Annotated in this window: 15 protein-coding genes; 11 read left to right on the plus strand and 4 right to left on the minus strand. The window is 46.7% G+C overall.

Features of this window, described 5'->3' with window-relative positions:
* The first annotated feature begins 27 nt into the window (after positions 1-27).
* Genes ACLVWR_RS09690 through ACLVWR_RS09705 form a run of 4 tightly spaced genes read left to right on the plus strand, consistent with a single transcriptional unit; the run spans position 28 to position 3,103 of the window.
* Positions 28-924, plus strand: a complete 897-nt coding sequence (locus tag ACLVWR_RS09690; RefSeq protein ID WP_340598959.1) for a phosphate/phosphite/phosphonate ABC transporter substrate-binding protein — start codon at positions 28-30, stop codon at positions 922-924.
* A complete protein-coding gene (phnC, locus tag ACLVWR_RS09695) occupies positions 924-1,700 on the plus strand; it encodes a phosphonate ABC transporter ATP-binding protein (protein WP_413580500.1) in 777 nt (258 codons plus the stop codon). Before ACLVWR_RS09690 ends, phnC begins: the two co-directional genes overlap by 1 nt.
* Positions 1,678-2,685, plus strand: a complete 1,008-nt coding sequence (gene phnE / locus ACLVWR_RS09700; RefSeq protein ID WP_413580501.1) for a phosphonate ABC transporter, permease protein PhnE — start codon at positions 1,678-1,680, stop codon at positions 2,683-2,685. Before phnC ends, phnE begins: the two co-directional genes overlap by 23 nt.
* A gap of 13 nt (positions 2,686-2,698) precedes the next feature.
* Complete coding sequence (locus ACLVWR_RS09705; protein ID WP_413580502.1) at positions 2,699-3,103, plus strand: acyl-CoA thioesterase; 405 nt, start codon at positions 2,699-2,701, stop codon at positions 3,101-3,103.
* Positions 3,104-3,106: 3 nt separating this feature from the next.
* Here the strand turns inward: ACLVWR_RS09705 and ACLVWR_RS09710 are convergent, their stop codons facing one another.
* Positions 3,107-3,982: an alpha/beta hydrolase gene (locus ACLVWR_RS09710; protein WP_413580503.1), complete on the minus strand. Its 876-nt coding sequence runs from the start codon at positions 3,980-3,982 to the stop codon at positions 3,107-3,109.
* Between the two features lie 285 nt (positions 3,983-4,267).
* Here ACLVWR_RS09710 and ACLVWR_RS09715 point away from each other — a divergent pair, with 285 nt between their 5' ends.
* On the plus strand, positions 4,268-5,074 hold the full coding sequence (locus ACLVWR_RS09715) for a GYF domain-containing protein (RefSeq protein WP_413580504.1): 807 nt from the start codon (positions 4,268-4,270) through the stop codon (positions 5,072-5,074).
* Between the two features lie 44 nt (positions 5,075-5,118).
* Here ACLVWR_RS09715 and ACLVWR_RS09720 read toward each other — a convergent pair whose 3' ends face one another.
* Both ACLVWR_RS09720 and ACLVWR_RS09725 read right to left on the minus strand, forming a co-directional pair.
* On the minus strand, positions 5,119-6,945 hold the full coding sequence (locus ACLVWR_RS09720) for an ABC transporter ATP-binding protein (protein ID WP_413580505.1): 1,827 nt from the start codon (positions 6,943-6,945) through the stop codon (positions 5,119-5,121).
* Complete coding sequence (locus tag ACLVWR_RS09725; protein WP_413580506.1) at positions 6,938-8,698, minus strand: ABC transporter ATP-binding protein; 1,761 nt, start codon at positions 8,696-8,698, stop codon at positions 6,938-6,940. The genes ACLVWR_RS09720 and ACLVWR_RS09725 overlap by 8 nt, the downstream gene beginning before the upstream one ends.
* Positions 8,699-8,780: 82 nt before the next feature.
* Between ACLVWR_RS09725 and ACLVWR_RS09730 the strand changes: the two genes are divergently transcribed.
* On the plus strand, positions 8,781-9,515 hold the full coding sequence (locus ACLVWR_RS09730) for a helix-turn-helix transcriptional regulator (RefSeq protein WP_340598971.1): 735 nt from the start codon (positions 8,781-8,783) through the stop codon (positions 9,513-9,515).
* 87 nt (positions 9,516-9,602) lie between these two features.
* A complete protein-coding gene (locus ACLVWR_RS09735) occupies positions 9,603-10,448 on the plus strand; it encodes a murein L,D-transpeptidase catalytic domain family protein (protein ID WP_413580507.1) in 846 nt (281 codons plus the stop codon).
* Here the strand turns inward: ACLVWR_RS09735 and ACLVWR_RS09740 are convergent.
* On the minus strand, positions 10,425-11,090 hold the full coding sequence (locus ACLVWR_RS09740; protein ID WP_413580508.1) for a TetR/AcrR family transcriptional regulator: 666 nt from the start codon (positions 11,088-11,090) through the stop codon (positions 10,425-10,427). The two genes, ACLVWR_RS09735 and ACLVWR_RS09740, sit on opposite strands and share 24 nt — an antisense overlap.
* Positions 11,091-11,283: 193 nt before the next feature.
* Between ACLVWR_RS09740 and ACLVWR_RS09745 the strand changes: the two genes are divergently transcribed.
* The 4 genes from ACLVWR_RS09745 to ACLVWR_RS09760 all read left to right on the plus strand — a co-directional run bounded on the left by ACLVWR_RS09745 (position 11,284) and on the right by ACLVWR_RS09760 (position 17,817).
* Positions 11,284-12,735 (plus strand): TolC family protein, encoded by a 1,452-nt coding sequence (locus ACLVWR_RS09745; RefSeq protein WP_413580509.1) that lies wholly within the window; start codon positions 11,284-11,286, stop codon positions 12,733-12,735.
* Between the two features lie 2 nt (positions 12,736-12,737).
* The gene (locus ACLVWR_RS09750; RefSeq protein WP_413580510.1) at positions 12,738-15,962 is read left to right on the plus strand and encodes an efflux RND transporter permease subunit; all 3,225 of its coding nucleotides are present in this window, start codon (positions 12,738-12,740) and stop codon (positions 15,960-15,962) included.
* On the plus strand, positions 15,937-17,220 hold the full coding sequence (locus ACLVWR_RS09755; RefSeq protein WP_413580511.1) for an NAD(P)/FAD-dependent oxidoreductase: 1,284 nt from the start codon (positions 15,937-15,939) through the stop codon (positions 17,218-17,220). Before ACLVWR_RS09750 ends, ACLVWR_RS09755 begins: the two co-directional genes overlap by 26 nt.
* A gap of 72 nt (positions 17,221-17,292) precedes the next feature.
* Positions 17,293-17,817 (plus strand): MarR family winged helix-turn-helix transcriptional regulator, encoded by a 525-nt coding sequence (locus tag ACLVWR_RS09760; RefSeq protein ID WP_413580512.1) that lies wholly within the window; start codon positions 17,293-17,295, stop codon positions 17,815-17,817.
* The last annotated feature ends 98 nt before the right edge of the window (positions 17,818-17,915 follow it).

Raw genomic sequence — 17,915 nt, forward strand, 5'->3', positions numbered from 1 at the left:
CTTTATTAGAATATTCGTGGAGGGTTCATGAACCTTTTTTCAACCTGCACGTTATTGATTCTTTCCCTAGCCTTTACTGGCTGCAACTTCAAAAAAGCAGCTTTGGGAACCGCTGAAAATCCGATCAAATTTCACCTCGTTCCGTCTGTGGATGCAAAGGTGCTGGCCGATAATTCCAAGCTTCTGAAAGAGTATCTGGAAAAATCAACGCCTTACAAATTTCAAATCACGGTACCCCAGTCTTTTGTGGCAGTCGTTGAGTCCTTCGGCACCAGTCGTGCAGATGTGGCGACAATTAACACCTATGGATACTATATGGCGCACAAGTCCTATGGAGTCGAAGCACGACTGACGGTGATTCGTTATGGCCTGGGGACGTATCAGTCACAACTATTGGCGGGAAGTAAAAGCGGAATTAAAACTCTTAAGGACTTCAATGGCAAAAAAATGGCTTTTGTGGATCCGGCATCGACTTCCGGGTATTTGCTTCCTTTGAAAACGCTGAGGGATAAAAAGATTGAACCCAAGGAAGTTGTATTCGCGATGAACCATGATGCGGTGGTGTCGATGATCTATCAGGGGCAGGTTGATGGAGGGGCCACGTATTACAGTCCTCCGCAGGATGGAAAAATCGAAGACGCCCGACGACTGGTGAAGCTGCAATACCCTGATGTCGAGGAAAAAGTAAAAATCATCGAGTTGTCGGAGCCCATTCCCAATGATCCGATTGTGTTCCGCAAAGATATGCCGGAAGAGATGAAGGAAAAAATAGTCGACGTCCTTTTACAATGGGTGGCAACGCCGGAAGGCAGAAAATCTTTGGACCTGATGTTGGGTGCGACCAATTTGAAAAAAGCGACAGATGCCGACTACGACAGCGTTCGCGAAATGCTTAAGCAGATGCTCCCGGCGGATAAGAAGTAATGGGTACTTTATTAAAGGTCACAGACCTGCATAAAACCTACCCCAATGGTGTTCATGCGCTTCGTGGGGTTTCCTTCGAGGTTCAGCAGGGCGAGTTTCTGGTTGTGATTGGTTTAAGCGGCTCGGGCAAATCAACCTTGATGCGTTGTTTGAATCGGCTGCAGGATCCCTCGCGTGGAGAAATCAATTTCGCCGGCAGTGATATCATGGCCCTGAAAAGTACAGATCAGATCCGTTCGTTGCGCAGGAAGATCGGTATGATCTTTCAACAATTCAATTTGATTCCCAGACAAAGCGTTCTAAAGAATGTGCTGATGGGTGTTCTTGGCGGAAAAAAAACATTGCCCAGTATTCTTGGATTGTTTTCGGACGAGGAAATGGCCGAAGCGCTTGGAAATTTGAAGCTCGTGGGGATTGCGGAAAAGGCACATCTGCGTGCCGACCAGCTTTCCGGGGGACAAAAACAGCGCGTGGCCATTGCGCGGGCTTTGATGCAAAAACCAGAACTGTTGCTGGCGGATGAGCCGGTGGCTTCGCTGGATCCGGCAACGTGCCATGTGGTGATGGATTATTTGAAGAAAATAAATCAAGAGCTGGGGATTACAGTCATCGCGAATTTGCATTTTCTGTCTTTAGTGCGACAGTATGCAAGCCGGGTTATCGCCTTGAAAGATGGAGAAATAGTTTTTACTGGCCGTCCTGAGGAAATCACCCGGGAATGGTTCCAAAAAATATACGGGGAGGGAGCACAGGATGTTACGCCGGACAGTCTTTGATTCTCTTTCTTTTGCCTTTTTATTCTGCTCACTGACGGTGGCTTTGTTTGTGACCAATGAGGAGCAACTGCTGAACTTGGGCATGGATTTGGTTTTTGTTGTGCTCTTTCTGGCAGTTGGGGCCGGGGTTGCAACTCTTCTGCGTAAAATCCAAGTGCAGACTTTGGGGGGCGTGTTATTTGGTGCGCATCAGACTTCCGATACGAACTCCTGGTACCGCAGTTTCTGGGGCTGGCAACTGGTGGTCTTGTTAGTTGTCTCGATGGCAGTTGCATTTGTGAAAACGGATTTTTCATTGATTGAACTTTTGGATCAAAATGGATTCGCGGGTGCTGTTCGACTTTTCAAAGGTCTTTTCAATCCCAATTGGGAAGTATTGCCTCGGGCGGTTTTGAATATTATCGAAACAGTCTTCATGGCGTTTCTTGCGACGATGATTGCGATTCCTTTTGCGTTTGTATTAAGTTTTGCCTGCGCGAAAAACATCATGCGCGGACCGGTTGCCTATCCTGTATATTTGGTTCTGCGAACCGTCCTGAATGTGACTCGATCCATTGAAGCTTTGATTTGGGCGATTATTTTTTCGGTGTGGGTGGGAATCGGTCCTTTTGCGGGAATGCTCGCGTTGATGATTCATTCTGTGGCCTCCTTAGCAAAACAGTATTCTGAAATGGTCGAGGCAGTGGAGGATGGTCCGATCGAAGCCATCGAGTCAACGGGAGCCGGCAAGGTGCAGACTGTCTGGTATGCGATTGTCCCTCAGGTGGTTCTGCCGTATATTTCATTTACGGTGTATCGCTGGGACATCAATGTGCGCATGGCAACTGTCATTGGTATGGTCGGCGGTGGTGGCATAGGCACCATGCTGATACAGTATCAGGGACAGGCCATGTGGAGAGAAGTCGGTTGTATCATCGTCGTGATTGCCATCGTTGTCTGGGCTTTGGATCTTGCATCCGCACACATCCGCGAGGCATTGAAATAGGAAAGAGGATAGTATGAAGGAATTTGGAAACTATAAACTATTGATCCGCGAATCACACATCGATTCCTATGGGCATGTCAACAATGCCGTTTACTTGTCCCTTTATGAGGAAGCCCGCTGGGAGGCGATCACTCCGCGAGGTTTTGGATTTAAAGATGTTCACCGCATGCAGCAAGGTCCGGTCATTCTGGAAGTGAATATAAAGTTTATGAAAGAGATCAAATTGCGCGAGACCATCACCATTGTATCAAGCATGATGGACTATGAGGGTAAAATCGGTCACATGAAACAACAGATGATCAAAGAGGATGGAACGGTTGCGAGCGAGGCCGTGTTCACTTTCGGATTGTTTGATATGCAGGCGCGAAAAATGATTCTTCCCACACCCGAATGGAAAAAAGCCTGTGGTTTGGATTAATTGTTAATCATCAAAATGTTCGATCAGGGCTGACTTCATGTTGGCCCATTTTTTTTCTCCCACTGATGCCGCGTCGATCATAATGTGATGGAATCGCGAGGCACGACTGAAGGGTCTCTTCTGTACCTGATATGTTTTCCAGTTCGTCAGACGATTCGCACGGATATATTCCATTGTACCGTAGGGATTTATCAATTCATCCTTCGGATCATAGAATAACAGAGTGGATGTATTGATTCTGCGCCCATTCGTGTTTCGGGCCAGATATAGACTGACATCAAGAGTCGCCTTATATGCGGATACCGGAGTGCCCAGTGCATTGGCATAGTAATCCCGATTCATAATATTGGGAATGACGGCCAGTGGGTTCAGACTGTTCAGCAGTCGCCATAGAAATCCGGATCGTCGAATGGACAGTGCTGGGGCAAACAAAGCCATTTTATCAAAATGAACGTGGGGAAATTTGTTTGCAACCGCCACCCCCATGACTCCGCCCAATGAAAAGCCGACAAAGTATACCGGCATATCGTGTTTTGTGGCTCTTTGGTTTGCCAGGCAATAGGCGCGCAAGGTGTCTCTTTCCCACATTTTTGCAGAGACGCGTTTAAAGATGTTTATATCATTGTTGTGTCCCGAAAGTACGACATGCAGGACATCGATGCGGTCAGCAAGCAGGGTATTTTCTATCGAGCGCATTTTGCCCGGATTGATATTAAGTCCATGAATCACTATCGCAGCAGCCCTGGCGGGTTGTTGCTGGCTCAAACGCCACTCAGCTCTTGAATCGCTCCCGCGCAGCAGAGAAGGGCAGTTATCCGCCCAGGCGGGTAAAGTTAAAGTGAACAGCAACAGGAATGCAATAACGAGTCGAGTACTCATGGAGCCACACCTCACGCAATACTGCTTTTAAGGAGAGGCTAAGGAAGGCGTCGTAAGGTGTAAATATAATTGGGTATGTATCTTGAAGTCGGGTTGGACCTTGGCCGAGGTCTTTGTCTCAGATGTAGAAAATGAATAATTGTTTGCAATACCTTGGATTTGGAAAAAGTGTTGCCTAGAAGTTCGACGAAAAACAATGGAACATTTTGAGGTAAAATGACTAATATCCGACAGTTAAGTCATCAGTTTTTTGAACCGATAGGGAAACTCAAGGAGCACTGAACGATGGGAAAACAGTATTATCTTTCTAATAATGGGACTCATATCGGACCTTACACTTTTGAAGTTGTCCTGCAAAAAGTTGAATCCCACGAACATCAATGGACTGACTACGTCTATGACGAAACGATCGGTGACTGGGTTATGTTGATGGAACATCCTGAATTTTCAGTGAAGGTTTCCACCAAACCGGCAACACGTCCAGAAGAGGCACCACAGGCAGCTGCAGAGGTTCCGGCATCCGAAGGTCTAAAAGATAAAGAGTGGTTCATCCTTAAAGAAGGTAACAACTACGGTCCTTTCTCTCCTGTTGAAGTTGTGCAGATGCTTCAGGAAAAGACTTTGTTTGAATATGACTATATTTGGCATGCACGCATGGCAAACTGGTCACGTGTGGCAGAAGTCGAGGAGTTTGCTCCTGACAAAATCCGCGCAATGAAGCAATCCAATGACACTGGACTTGCGGAGATTTTCTTCCGTCGTCGTCATGCTCGTGCAGCATACGGTGCCAGCTTGATTGTTCATAATAATAAAACTGTGTTCCGTGGCCAGGCATTGGAGATCAGTGCTGGTGGTGCGGGTGTTATGATTGACAACCCGAACTTGCAGCCAGGGCAGTCTTTGTTTTTGCATTTCCAACCGGGTGACGGTGTGCCGCCATTCAATGCGGTTTGCCAGATCGTCAGCAAGCAATTCATTAAAGAGCTTGCGCCAAAAGGTTCTGATTCTGTCAGATACGGGGTTAAGTTCACGACAGTGAGCCAATCCGTGCGCGAAAGCATCAAGACTTTCACGACAGCAAAAGCGGCCTAGGTTTTTTAATTACTTTTTAGAATTGGTGGCAGAGGGTCCAAGGACTACTCTGCCACTTCCATTTTGGAATCACTGGTTTCCGGATTGGCAATCAATGGGGACTTATCACCCGCCGAAGCGAATTGATAGTATATGCCCTTGGCATCCATGAGTTCCTGATGAGTTCCCACTTCCGCGACATTGCCTTGATTCAGAACGACAATACGATCGCATTGCTCGATGGTCGACAGGCGGTGGGCGATAATAATGCTGGTGCGGCCCTTGGTGATTTCATGGGTCGCTTCCTGAATGATGTGCTCGCTTTCAGAGTCAATATTGGCGGTCGCCTCGTCCAGAATCAAAATATCCGGATTGAATGCCAAGATCCGTGCGAACGCGATCAGCTGTCTTTCGCCGACCGACAGATTTGCACCACGCTCATCCACCGGACTGTTCAAATCCCGCCCCGTGCGATTCAAAAGTCTCATGTAGCCGGTTTTCTCGCAGGCCGCTGCAATTTGTTCGTCTGAAACACGAGGGTCACCCAATCCAATATTATTGCGAATGGTTCCGCGGAAAATAAAGTTGTCTTGTTGCACAACTCCCACGTGATGACGAATTTCCTCGCGGGCAATGCTTTCGATAGGCAGACCATCAATGAACACCGTGTTTTCAGGAGCATCGTAAAAACGCTGTAGCAAGGAGATAAACGTGGATTTACCACTTCCGGTACGTCCTACCAGTGCGATGGATTCGCCCGGTTTGAAATGCAGGTTTACGTCCTTCAGAACCAAAGGCAGACTTTCTTCGTAACGGAAGTTCAAATTACGAATCTCAATGTCTCCGCGGACTGATTTGGGGGAGGTGAGCTGTTGCTGCTCGTGCTCCTTGTTCTCGTCCATCAAAGTAAATATACGTTCAGCACTGGTAAGTGAGTTTTGGAACTGTTGATACTTTTCCAGAATCTCGCGCAAGGGTGGAATAAAATCCTGAATGTTCATCAGGAAGGCGATCAATGATCCGATGGCGATGGAGTTTTCAGCGCTCATCAACCCGCCAAAATAAAGTGCAGAGGTGATGGTCACGGCATTGAACAGATTCATAATCGGCTGCATTAATGCATAGGCATAAATCGAGCGCATGTTGGTGTCGCGGTAGCTGGTGGACAAGTTGCTGAACCGATCCCTGTTGCGGCGAACACGGTTGTACAGTTGCACCACTTTGATGCCATTCAGATTTTCAGCCAGAAAAGCATTAATGACAGAAAGTTTGCGCTTTTGCTCGTGCAGAATGTCGCGAATTTTGTTGCTCAGGTAAAATGAGGCCCAGATAAACAGAGGTGCCATGACCAACGATATCAGTGTCAGCTTCCATGAAATAAGAGCCAGAGCAATGACAACCGAGCAGATCACCACGAACTGAGTAAAGACGGTGATGACACCTTCGGTGAAAAGTTCCCCCAATGAAGCCACATCATTGGTCAAACGGGTGACGATGCGACCCGTGGGTGTCTTATTGAAGAATTGCAAAGGCAGTCTTTGCACGTGGTTCATTAAATCTTCACGCAAATGGAAAAGCATTCTGTTGCCGAAAAGCTGGAACAGCAGGTTGTTTGAAAAGGAAAAACAGGTGCGCAGAATTTCCAGCCCCAGGTAAACGAAGGCCACCCAGGTGAACAGCTCGTAGTTCTTGCCCTTGACTCCATGATCAATCGCATAGCCGATCAAAGCCGGAACCAGGCGCGCAACCAGGGCGCCGCCAAAGACAGCAAAGATCGCCAAAAACAAAAGTGTTTTTTCGCGTCGGGCATAAGGCCACAATCGTTTGAATAGAATTGGATAAGTGACCTTGGTTTTGACCAGGTCTTCATTCATGAAGTTATCGTTATTCATGATTCACTCCCTGGCCTTGGATGCTGACGGTCTTTTGGAACGTCGGACTGACTTTCAGAACTTCTTCGTAGGTCCCCAGCGCCTCGACTTCGCCATCGCGAAGTATCAGCAGTCTGTCGACTGTTTTAAGCGAGGACAGACGATGCGCCACGATGATTCGACTCATGGAGCCCTGGTTTTTGCCAAGTTCCTTCTCAATGGCTTTCTCGGTGCGCGTGTCCACGGCACTCAAAGAGTCATCCAGTATCAGCACAGGAGTTTTCATGATCAATCCGCGCGCAATTGTCAGACGCTGTTTTTGTCCACCGGAAAGATTCACTCCGCGCTCACCCAATTGAGATTCAAACTGATGTGGCAGGGATTGGATTTCCCGGGTCAGGTCCACTGTTTCAGTCATATTCAGGATGGCTTCATCAGAAGCCCGTTCTGCAAGTCCAAAGCTGACATTTTCAGAAATGCTTTCGCTGAACAGGAAGGCCTCCTGCGGGACCAGAAGGAAGGTGCGACGCAAGGATTCCTGCGTGACGTCTTCGATGCGGTGACCGTTGATCAGAATTTCACCCTCGGCCAGTGGATACATGCGGGTTAAAAGATTCAGAAGCGTGGTCTTCCCGGCGCCAACAGGCCCCATAATGCCCAGGCTTTCTCCGGCCTTTAGCGTGAACGAAACATTTTTCAGCGCGTAAACCGTGCTGCTGGTGTGTTTGTAGGAGACGTTTTTAAATTCCAGGGTCTGGAACTTGGTAATTTCAATTTTGCCCAGATCTGGAATATCAGTTTCTGTTTTCAGAACATCCTTGATCCGATCAAAGGAAGCATAGCCTTTTTGCATCATCGAAAACCCCATGCCCAATGCAGTCATAGGCCACACCATTTTTTGAATGTAGCGATGAAATGCAAAGAAGGTTCCGATGGTGACGGTGCCGGCGTAAAGGTCGTCCTTGGCGATGAAAAGCAGAATCACACTTCCAGAAGTGACCCCGAACTCCATCACCGGAACAAAGAGCGAGTCCACCTTAGCCACTTTGTTGCAGGCTTTTTCAAAAGCAGCACTGACGCCATTGAACAACTGAGTGCGGTTGTCTTCCTGGGAAAAGCTTTTGATCACGCGAATGCCACCCACTGTTTCCTGAGCGACTCCAGTCAGCTCGGAAAAGCGGTCTTGTTGAATTTTGTAATTCGTGTGAATCAGGCGCATTACTTTCCAGATCATCAAAGGAACCAACGGAAGAAATATCAGCACCTTCCATGTCCAGGACCAGTTCATGGTGATCATGATCGGCAGCACGATGGCTATGATGATCACTCCATCGGCCAGAATCAAAAGTCCGGGACCGATTGCCTGACGGAACGATTGCACATCGTTGGTCAGCAGGCTCATCAATTCACCGACCTGATTTTTATGGAAAAAGTTGGGACCCAGGGACGTCAAATGCTGGAAAATTTTTTGGCGGATGTGCTCGGCTGCATAGGTATGAAACTTACCGAAAAAAGCACGCCAGCCCAAGCGCGTGGCTGCAAGACTTGCCATCACCAGTGCAAAGATCGCACAGGTTTTGGTGATCTCACTCATCGGGGCCTGGGATTCGATGCTGTCGATGATATGTTTCATGATCAGCGGGTAAATGCCATCCAAAGCATTAGTCAAAAACAGGAAGAGCATCCCAAGGCTGAAGGCTCTTGGATTGTTTTTTATATAGAACAAAAGGGGGCGCTTATAGAGGAAGGCATTTTCTGAGGCTTGCATCGGCATTGAATCTAATGTTTATCCCCGGCATCTACAAGGGATTTGCCTCAGGTATTATAATACAGTACTCTGCTTCTTGGAGGCTGACATGTCGCAAATAGATCAGTTTTTGGCGTCGTTAAAAAGGGCATTGAAATCAAAAAACATTCTCTACCGCGATCTGGCAAAACCTCTGGGGCTCAGTGAATCCAGCGTTAAACGTATATTATCCAGTAAAAGCTTAAGCTTGGAGCGATTGGAAGAAATTTGCAGAGTGGCGGATCTCAGTTTTTCTGAGGTGGTGAAGTCGGCGAATCTTGAAGATGGTAATCAGGTATATCTTCTGACGCAGGAGCAGGAGAGCGCTCTGGCGGAGAATGCGCGCTTGTTGCATTATTATATGCTGCTTCATGACGAGCGCACTCCACAAAAAATTGAAAAGGAATATCAGATTTCCAAGATTGAAGCCCAAAAATACTTGTTTCAATTGGACCGTCTTAATCTGATTGAATTGCATCCGCGGGATAAAGTTAAATTCAAACGTCAGGGGTTTTTGCGATTTCGCAGAGATGGGCCTATCGGCCGCGCTTTGTTTGAACAAATGAAGGCCACGTATTTGATGTACGATTTCAAGCCTGAGGATTTTGTGCGCTTCACGTTGCTTAAGATCAGTCCGTCGACTTTGGCGAAGTACAAAGGAAAGCTCGAGAAGCTGGCAATGGAAATGCAGGAAGACTCGCGCTTCGATGCGCAACACAATACGGCGACGGTCGATGCAGGTGTGTTGATGGCTTATCGTCCTTGGACGTATTCCTATATGGGTGCTATCAAAAAGAAAGATTAAAATTTATACATTTGTTTTATCTCAATTGGACGGCAATACGATGTTCCATCGTTGCCGTTCCTCCACTCGTTTGCAAAGCTGTGGAGCATGAGATTTTTCCAAATTCCATTTCTGACAGTGTCGCTGATGCTCGTTGCTAGTTGCGCAATGGCCTCCTTTGCTCCGAACTCGATGTTCAATCGTAAAACCACGTCGGGCAAAAACTTGTACAAAGAACTTATTGCTCAGGGTGTTCCCGAAGAGCCATTAAATTTGCTATTCAGAATGTTCGACTACAATGTGGGCAGAATCCCGAATACAAAATCTGCGGTGATTGTGGACTACACGCAGTCTTCAGTCCAAAAGCGTCTTTTGTTTTTAAAGTTTGATACGGGCACCATCGAAAGAACTTATGTCTCTCATGGTATCAACTCAGGAGTGCTGGAGACCCGCAGCTTTTCAAATCTTATCGACACGTGGAAAAGCTCTTTGGGATTCTATTTCGCCAAAGGATCGTACAACAGCTGGAAGAATGGTCCCTCGCTGAAGCTGGAAGGTATTGATCGGTCCAATAGCAACGCCAAGGACAGGTTGATTGTTTTGCACGGAGCTAAATATGTCAGTGAGGATTTCATTCTGCGCAATGGTCGACTTGGTTGGAGTCAGGGATGCTTTGCAGTTCAGCCTGAAGTTTTGCAGCCAATTATAAATGCATTGCAGAGTGGCAGTTTGATTTTGTCATATCATAAGGATCTGTGGCGCCAGGCCCGGGAGTATCCGAATGATCAGGAAGTATTGGGCAACGAAGTTGTTCCGCCCAATGTAAACACGCGCATCACACCAGAAGAGCAAGTGGAGCCAGAAACGCCATCTCCCTCTCCGCCAGCGCCACCGGTGCCGCCGGGTGCTGGTGAAATTCAGTGGGTGGACCTACTTGGAATCGAGAGTCCGTGAGCAGCCATCGACGAAGTAGTACAGCTTGCTTTGGATATCTTCGAGAGACATACCCATTAATATTTTGTCGAACAACATTGAACCATGGAAGTAAGTATTAAAGACTTCGATCATTTGGGTGATATCCACGTCCTTTTTGATTTTACCTTGGCTCTTTAAATCCTCAAGACGTGCGATGACTTGGGGTACGAAATGTTTATTGGGGGCAATTTCGCGAATGCGCTTAAGAAACTTTGCATCCACAAGACATTGGCCCAGCACGATTTTAAAAAACTCCTCGTCCTTTTGGCAATGTTGTTTGAACATATAGTCCACCAGTGCGCGCAGCTCTTCGTGAGCTGTTGGCTGTGGTGCGTAGGGTAGGTCGATGATTTTGTGCTCTTTGAGATGACTTTCAATAAGTGCAATCAGAAGCCCCATTTTGCCGTCAAAATAGCGGCCAATGAGTGATTCGTTGATTTTGGCTTTGTCAGCGATCATGCGTGTTGTAGCGCCCTTAAAGCCATGCTTTGAGAAAATGTCTTCAGCGGCTTGAAGAAGGCGTTCTTCAGATGCGGAACGGTCTCGCTTTTTTGTCTTACTTCGGGAACCAGTCTCTTTTTGATCTGGATTTTTCGATTTAAGTAGAGTTTCGTTTCCCATTTTGAACTCCTAAACACTTTTCTTTAACAGCGTTAAAGCATTGAAAGTACTTGATAATAGTAAATATATCACGAAAGTGAATTCTGAACAAGTAAGTAATTGCTTGAGTACTTTCAAAAAATGCCGTAAATATGTATGTAAGCAAGTGATTACATAATGAGTAGTTGCATGTAAGTGGATGAGGAGTTACCCCATGGCAAAATCGGGTCATAAGAGTGAAAGTTGTTTTGTGCTAAGAGCGGCTGTTGCGTTCGCGTTTATCGCTGTCGCTGCCACGGAAGCGCAGGCAATCAGTTTGAATCAATATCTTCAACAGGTACAAACTGACAGTAATAGTTATAAGGCCACGACGACACAAGCCGAGGGTAACAATCTGGAATCCCGCGAAGCGGATCTGATCTTTACTCCAAAATTGTTTGCAGAATTTAGTACGGGATCTGACGGAAAACCAAGTCAGCCCAAAATGTATGATCGTGTTCACACCGATACATATATTTTAGGTGTAAGCCAACAGTTCGATTTTGGTTTGCAAGGTAAATTGTACTACACCTCAACTCGCACCGAGTTCGATAACGCAGGCAACGCCTTCACAATGAGTAAATACTGGGATGCGGTTCCTAAGTTGGAATTGTCTTTGCCAGTTTGGGGTAATGGCTTCGGTCGTACCGCTCGGGCCAATGAAGATCTGGTTCGTCAGGGTAACTACGCAGAACAATATCAAGCCTCCTATCAATCCACTGCTTATTTGGCGCAAGCTGAAGCAGCTTATTGGAAATTGTCAGCATGGGGTGACGTTGTAAGAATTCAAGAGACGGCCTCAAAATCCGCACAAGATATCCTTAGTTATGTTGAACGTAAAAGAAGTATGAATCTTGGGGAAAATGCAGACGTGGTTCAAGCTCGTGCCTTGGTTGAGGCCCGCGGTCTGGAACTTCAGGTTGCAAGAAATGAACAGCGTGAATCCCTTAGAAACTTCAATCGTTTTCTGAATAAGCCAGCGACAACACCGGTGGACAATCTTGAAACAGTTCCTTATTCAACACTCGAGAAAATTGTGGTGCCACAAGCTCGTCCAGGCGAACGCTATGATGTGAAAGCCACTCAGGCTCAATTGCAAACAGCTAAAGCCAACGCCGTGATCGCCAAAGAGCGTAACAGACCGACTTTGGATATCTATTCCACTTATGCTTTGAATGGTCGTGATGATTCTTATTCCGAAGCGATGAAGAATGCCGGTTATACAGATACGGATACAGGCTATGTGGGACTTCGTTTCAATATGCCATTGAACATCGGTGCCGCGAGTGATGCAAAAGCCGGTGCGGATCTAAATGTCAGAGCAGCTGAATACAATCGCGAATATGCGCTGTACGCTCAAGAACAAGACTGGATCAATCTGACTCAAAATCTTTCTGATGCGCGCGATAACCTGGTGTTGCTGGGAAAAATCGAGAACGCACAAAAAACCAAATTGGAAGTTGAAAGAACACGTCTTCGCCAGGGACGTACCACCACATACCAGGTTTTGTTGTTTGAACAAGACTACTCCGCAGCCGCTCTTACCCGTGTAAAATCAGCTGCAAATATCCTGGCGCTACAAACGCAAATCAAACTTTACCAAGCCTCTCCTGAGGAAGGGAAATAGTCATGAGCTTACCTAAACTATCCATCAGCAGACCGATTTTTATTACGTGTGTGACCCTTGCGATCGTGATCGTTGGTTGGGCGGGCTATAAGTCCATGCCAGTTGATTTGTTTCCGGATGTGTCTATTCCGGTTGTGACTGTACAAACAGTTTATGCGGGTGCAGGTCCTTCTGAAATCGAGACACTGGTTTCCCGTCCTCTTGAGGATGAAATCAGTACGATTTCCGGTATTAAACGTATGACTTCCAAATCCATGGAAGGTGTTTCGCAAGTTATCGTCGAGTTTAACTCGGACGTTGACGTCAAATATGCGGAACAACAGATCCGTGATAAAGTTAATATTGCCCAGCCGAAGCTGCCAGATGAAGTCGATGATTCTGTCATCAAGAAATTCGACCCGTCTGATACTCCAATTATGATGCTGGCCCTGGTTGCCAAAGGTGATATTGGTTCGGCGGAACTTTACGATATTGCTGATGACGTTATTTCCCCGCGCTTTGAGCAGGTGAATAACGTGGGTGCCATCGATATCCTGGGTGGTCGCAAAAGAGAAATTCATGTCCTTTTGGATCGCAATAAACTAAAAAATCGCGAGATGTCTGTTTCTCAAGTGGCGGCACAAGTGGGCGCCATGGGGGAAAACATTCCATCGGGTAAAGTAAACCAAGGTGGCATGGAGCTGACGTTCCGTGGTCTTGGTGAGTTCCGTAACACACAGGATGTCGCTGATACTCTGGTGAATTTGTACGGAAATGAAGTGCCGACTCGTGTTTCTGATTTGGGTACAGTTGCTGACACCTTGGAAGACGAAAAATCCCGCGCGTTTGTGAATGGCGAAAAAGCGATTTTCCTGCAAGTTTATCGTCAGTCCGGTTCCAACACAGTAAAAGTTGCAGATGACATTATTAAGCAAATGAATGCGATGGGACCGGAGCTTGAAAAGCTTCCTGGTAAGCTTGAATTAAGAATGGTCACCAACGCGTCCCAAAAGATTAAAGACAATCTTTACGACGTAAATGAAACAATCATCATTGCGATTCTTTTGACGGTACTGACGGTATTCTTCTTCCTGGGAAGCCCGCGTACGACATTGATCACTGCAGTTTCTTTACCGGTTTCCTTGATCGGTTCCTTCATGTTGATGAAGCTGGCCGGTTTCTCTTTGAATATCGTATCGATGCTCGCGTTGACACTGGCCGTGGGGCTTCTGGTCGATGACGCCATCGTTGTCGTTGAAAACATTTATCGTCGTATGCAGCTGGGTGAAAACTCACTGGTAGCAGCGGAAAAAGGGACAGTAGAGATCCAAATGGCCGTTATGGCGATCTCTCTGGTGGTTATCGCCGTATTCCTTCCGGTGGGTACGATGTCTGGTACCATTGGTCAGTTTCTGAAGCAGTTCGGTTTCACAATCGTGTTTGCGATGATCATCTCCTGGTTCGTTGCCATGACAATCATCCCGATGTTGACTGCATATTTTGCGGGTGAAGCTCACGGTGCCCATGGTGCTGGTCATGATTTCAAACCGACAACAATGTATGATAAAACTTTGGGTCGCTTGGTTCGTGGTTTTGACCGCTTCCAGTCCCTTCTTGAAAAGTACTATGAAAAACTTTTGAAGGTGACTCTGCGCCATCCACTTTTGACCATCGGCGCGACATTGTTAATCTTTTTGGGTTCGATTTATACAGCAACCAAAGTTCCGGGTGGATTTATTCCAGATGACGACGCCGGCGAGTTGAGTGTGACGCTTGAAATGACTCCGGGTACAAGTTTGGATGGTATGCAGGCTGTGGCTGATAAAGTGGATACTGTATTGCGTAGCAATCCATCCATCGAGTTTACAACAAAAATCATCGGTAACATTTATGGTGAGGCGAACAAAGCCAGCTTCTATGTGAAAATGAAAAACGAAAAGGGCAGAAAGAAAACGGAACTGTTCCGTGAGGAATTGCGTCACGAATTGGCTCAATTCAAAGACGCCAACCCGGTAGTAAAAAAATACGATGCTACTGGCGGTATGGGTCAGCAGCCGGTGGTTCTGAATATCATGTCGCCAGATCCAAAAGATCTTGAATCAGCGGCAACAAACATGATTGCAGCGATGAAGGCAGATCCAAGATTTAAAGACGTGGATTCCAATTTCCGTCCTGGTAAACCGGAGCTTCAAGTTCAGTTGAAACCAGGTGCTGCTAAAGCTTACGGTATCAATACGACGACGATGGGTGGCGAGTTGCGCGCTCAAGTTGAAGGTTTGACGCCAGCGAAATTCCGCGAAAAAGGTCGTGAGTACGAAGTTCGCGTTCGTTTGCGCGATGATCAGCGTGACTTGAAAGAAAACTTCACAAAGGTCTTCGTTCCGAACGTGAATCGCAAGTTGGTTCGTTTGAACGACGTGGCAAATGGAGAGCTTTCATCAGGTCCGGCGTCCATTGATCGTATGAATCGTGCCCGCTATATTCAAGTGACCGCGGCATTGGCTCCGGGTGTGGGTTTGTCCACGGCCATTGCGGATGTGATGAAAATGACTCAAGAAGGTGAGACTAAATTCCCAGCGAGCGTTCGATTGAATCTTGGCGGTGAGGCGGAGAACTCTGCCGACCTTGCATCTTCTGCGGGAATGGCCCTGTTGTTTGCGGTTCTGTTCATTTACCTGATCCTGGCGTCTTTGTATGAATCATTCATCACGCCAATCACAATCATGGTGGCGTTGCCGTTAGCCTTGAGTGGTGCCTTCGTGGCCTTGTTCCTGGCAAACCAAATGTTGTCCATGTTTGCGATCTTTGGTTTCTTTATGCTCCTCGGGGTCTCGGGTAAGAATGGTATCTTACTGGTCGATACGGCCAATCAGTTGATGGCTGAAGGCAAATCCAGAGCGGATGCCTTGGTTCAAGCTGGTAAGACACGTCTTCGTCCAATCCTGATGACGTCATTCGCATTGATTGCGGGTGTTATCCCTGTGGCGATCGGCATGAATCCAGCTTCTAGAACTCGTACGGCTATGGGTTTTGCGATTATCGGTGGTATGATCTCATCGACAATTCTAACCCTCATTGTGGTACCGGCTTTATTCACGTATGTGGATCGCTTCAGAGTTTGGGCAAATAAACTTGGCAGCAAATTGACTTCTGCCACTAAAGAAGAATCGATTCATGAGGATGCCATGGCTGGCGCACCACGCGAAAGCGGAGTAAGCGACTATGCCGTTACATCACCCGAAAAGTAGTGACCAAAAGATAGTTATAATTATTGGTGGAGGTTTCGCGGGCTTAAGTGCCGCGAAATCTCTGGCCAACAAAGAAAAAGTTCATGTTGTCCTGGTTGATCAACGGAATCATCACTTGTTTCAACCGCTGTTGTATCAGGTTGCAACGGCCGGATTAAATCCATCCGACATCGCAGTTCCCATCCGGGCAGAGTTTTCCAAAGCCGACAACGTTGAAATCCACATGGGGCGGGTCGATTCTGTCGATCTGGAAAAGAAAATCGTCATCTCGAACGAAGTTGAGCTGCACTACGACTACCTTATTGTAGCCACAGGTGCGCAACATAGCTATTTCGGGAATCCCGAGTGGGAAGAGTATGCGCCAGGTTTAAAAACCGTCGAGCAGGCCACAGAGATCCGTCGTCGCATTCTGCAGGCCTTTGAAGATGCGGAAAATGAAATGGATACAGAGAAGCAAAAGGCCTTGTTGAATTTTGTCGTGGTCGGCGCGGGACCGACAGGTGTTGAGCTGGCCGGGGCGATTGCGGATATTGCCCGAACAGTTTTGGTTAAGGATTTTAATCATATTAATCCGGCCAGTGCCCGAGTGTTGCTGGTGGAAGCTGGGCCCAAAATTTTGTCCTCCTTCAATGATAGTCTTTGCAAGCGCGCGATGCGTGATTTGCATGAGATGGGTGTTGAAGTGCGCACCTCATCGCGCGTTGAGAAGATAGATGAAAACGGAGTGATAATCGCTGGGGAGTTTGTGCCTTCGCGCTCTGTATTTTGGGCGGCAGGAGTGCAGGCTTCGAGAATGAAATTCACACCCGAAGTTGCGAGGGATCGTGCGGGTAGAGTTATTGTTCAACAGGATTTTTCAATTGAAAATTTCTCAGACACATTTGTTATTGGAGATATGGCTCACTTTGAAATTTCTCCTAACAAGTTGCTTCCTGGCTTAGCACCTGCGGCTATGCAAGCTGGCAAATTTGTTGGTAATATGGTACTACAAAGTATCGAAGGGCAAGTCCGAAGCTCCTTCAAATATTTGGATAAGGGCCAGATGGCCACTATCGGAAAACGCAGAGCAATCGCCGAATATGGCTCCCTTAAAATGAAAGGAGTCATTGCATGGCTGGCATGGTTATTCGTTCACGTACTTTACCTGATCGGATTCAGAAACAGATTGTCTGTAATTACTGAGTGGACTTGGAGTTATGTTTTCTCCAAGCGCGGCTCAAGATTAATTACCTCGCGTGATTGGAAATTGAAAAACTAACGAAAACCTGACAATTGGTTTTTTGTTTAATGATTTTATTTAGAAGAAAATAACGACCCAGAGGAGATTAAAATGGCGAAATTATTTATTCAGGACTTGCCGACAGAACAAGAGATCAAGGCATCCGTTGAAAACCTGCACACAGAAGAGGTGGACACAGGGATTCTTCATGCAAATCTTCTATTGATGAAGGTCGCTAATGAGTTGGACAATCATTTTGAAAATATCCTGTCCAAGTACAACCTTTCAACAGGGCGTTTTACTTTGTTGTACATGTTGAGAAATGCACCAGAAGGTTTAAGCCCATCAGCATTGGCATCCATGGCGGGTGTGACTCAGGCAACAATTTCCGGACTTTTGAATAACATGGAGAAAAACGAACTGATCGTTCGCGAAACTCACGCGAAAGACGGACGTTCTTTCGTTATCAAATTGACCGACAAAGGTAACAATACTCTGAAAGAGATCTTTCCACAGTGGTATCCACGTGTGAAAAGTTTTTGGGATCAGCAGTTCAATCGTGAGCAAATGCTGAGCTTTAAAGCCACATTGGAAGAGATGATCAAAAAAACAGAGATCCTTGCGACTGAAGGATAGTCCAACCTGGAAGGCCCCTGATAGGAAACAAGGGGCCTTGTTGCAATCTGACAATTTTCTCAACGCTGACGTAAATTCAAATAGAATGAAGGTAAGTC

This window comes from Bdellovibrio sp. HCB288 (genome assembly GCF_047305935.1).
GTDB lineage: Bacteria > Bdellovibrionota > Bdellovibrionia > Bdellovibrionales > Bdellovibrionaceae > Bdellovibrio.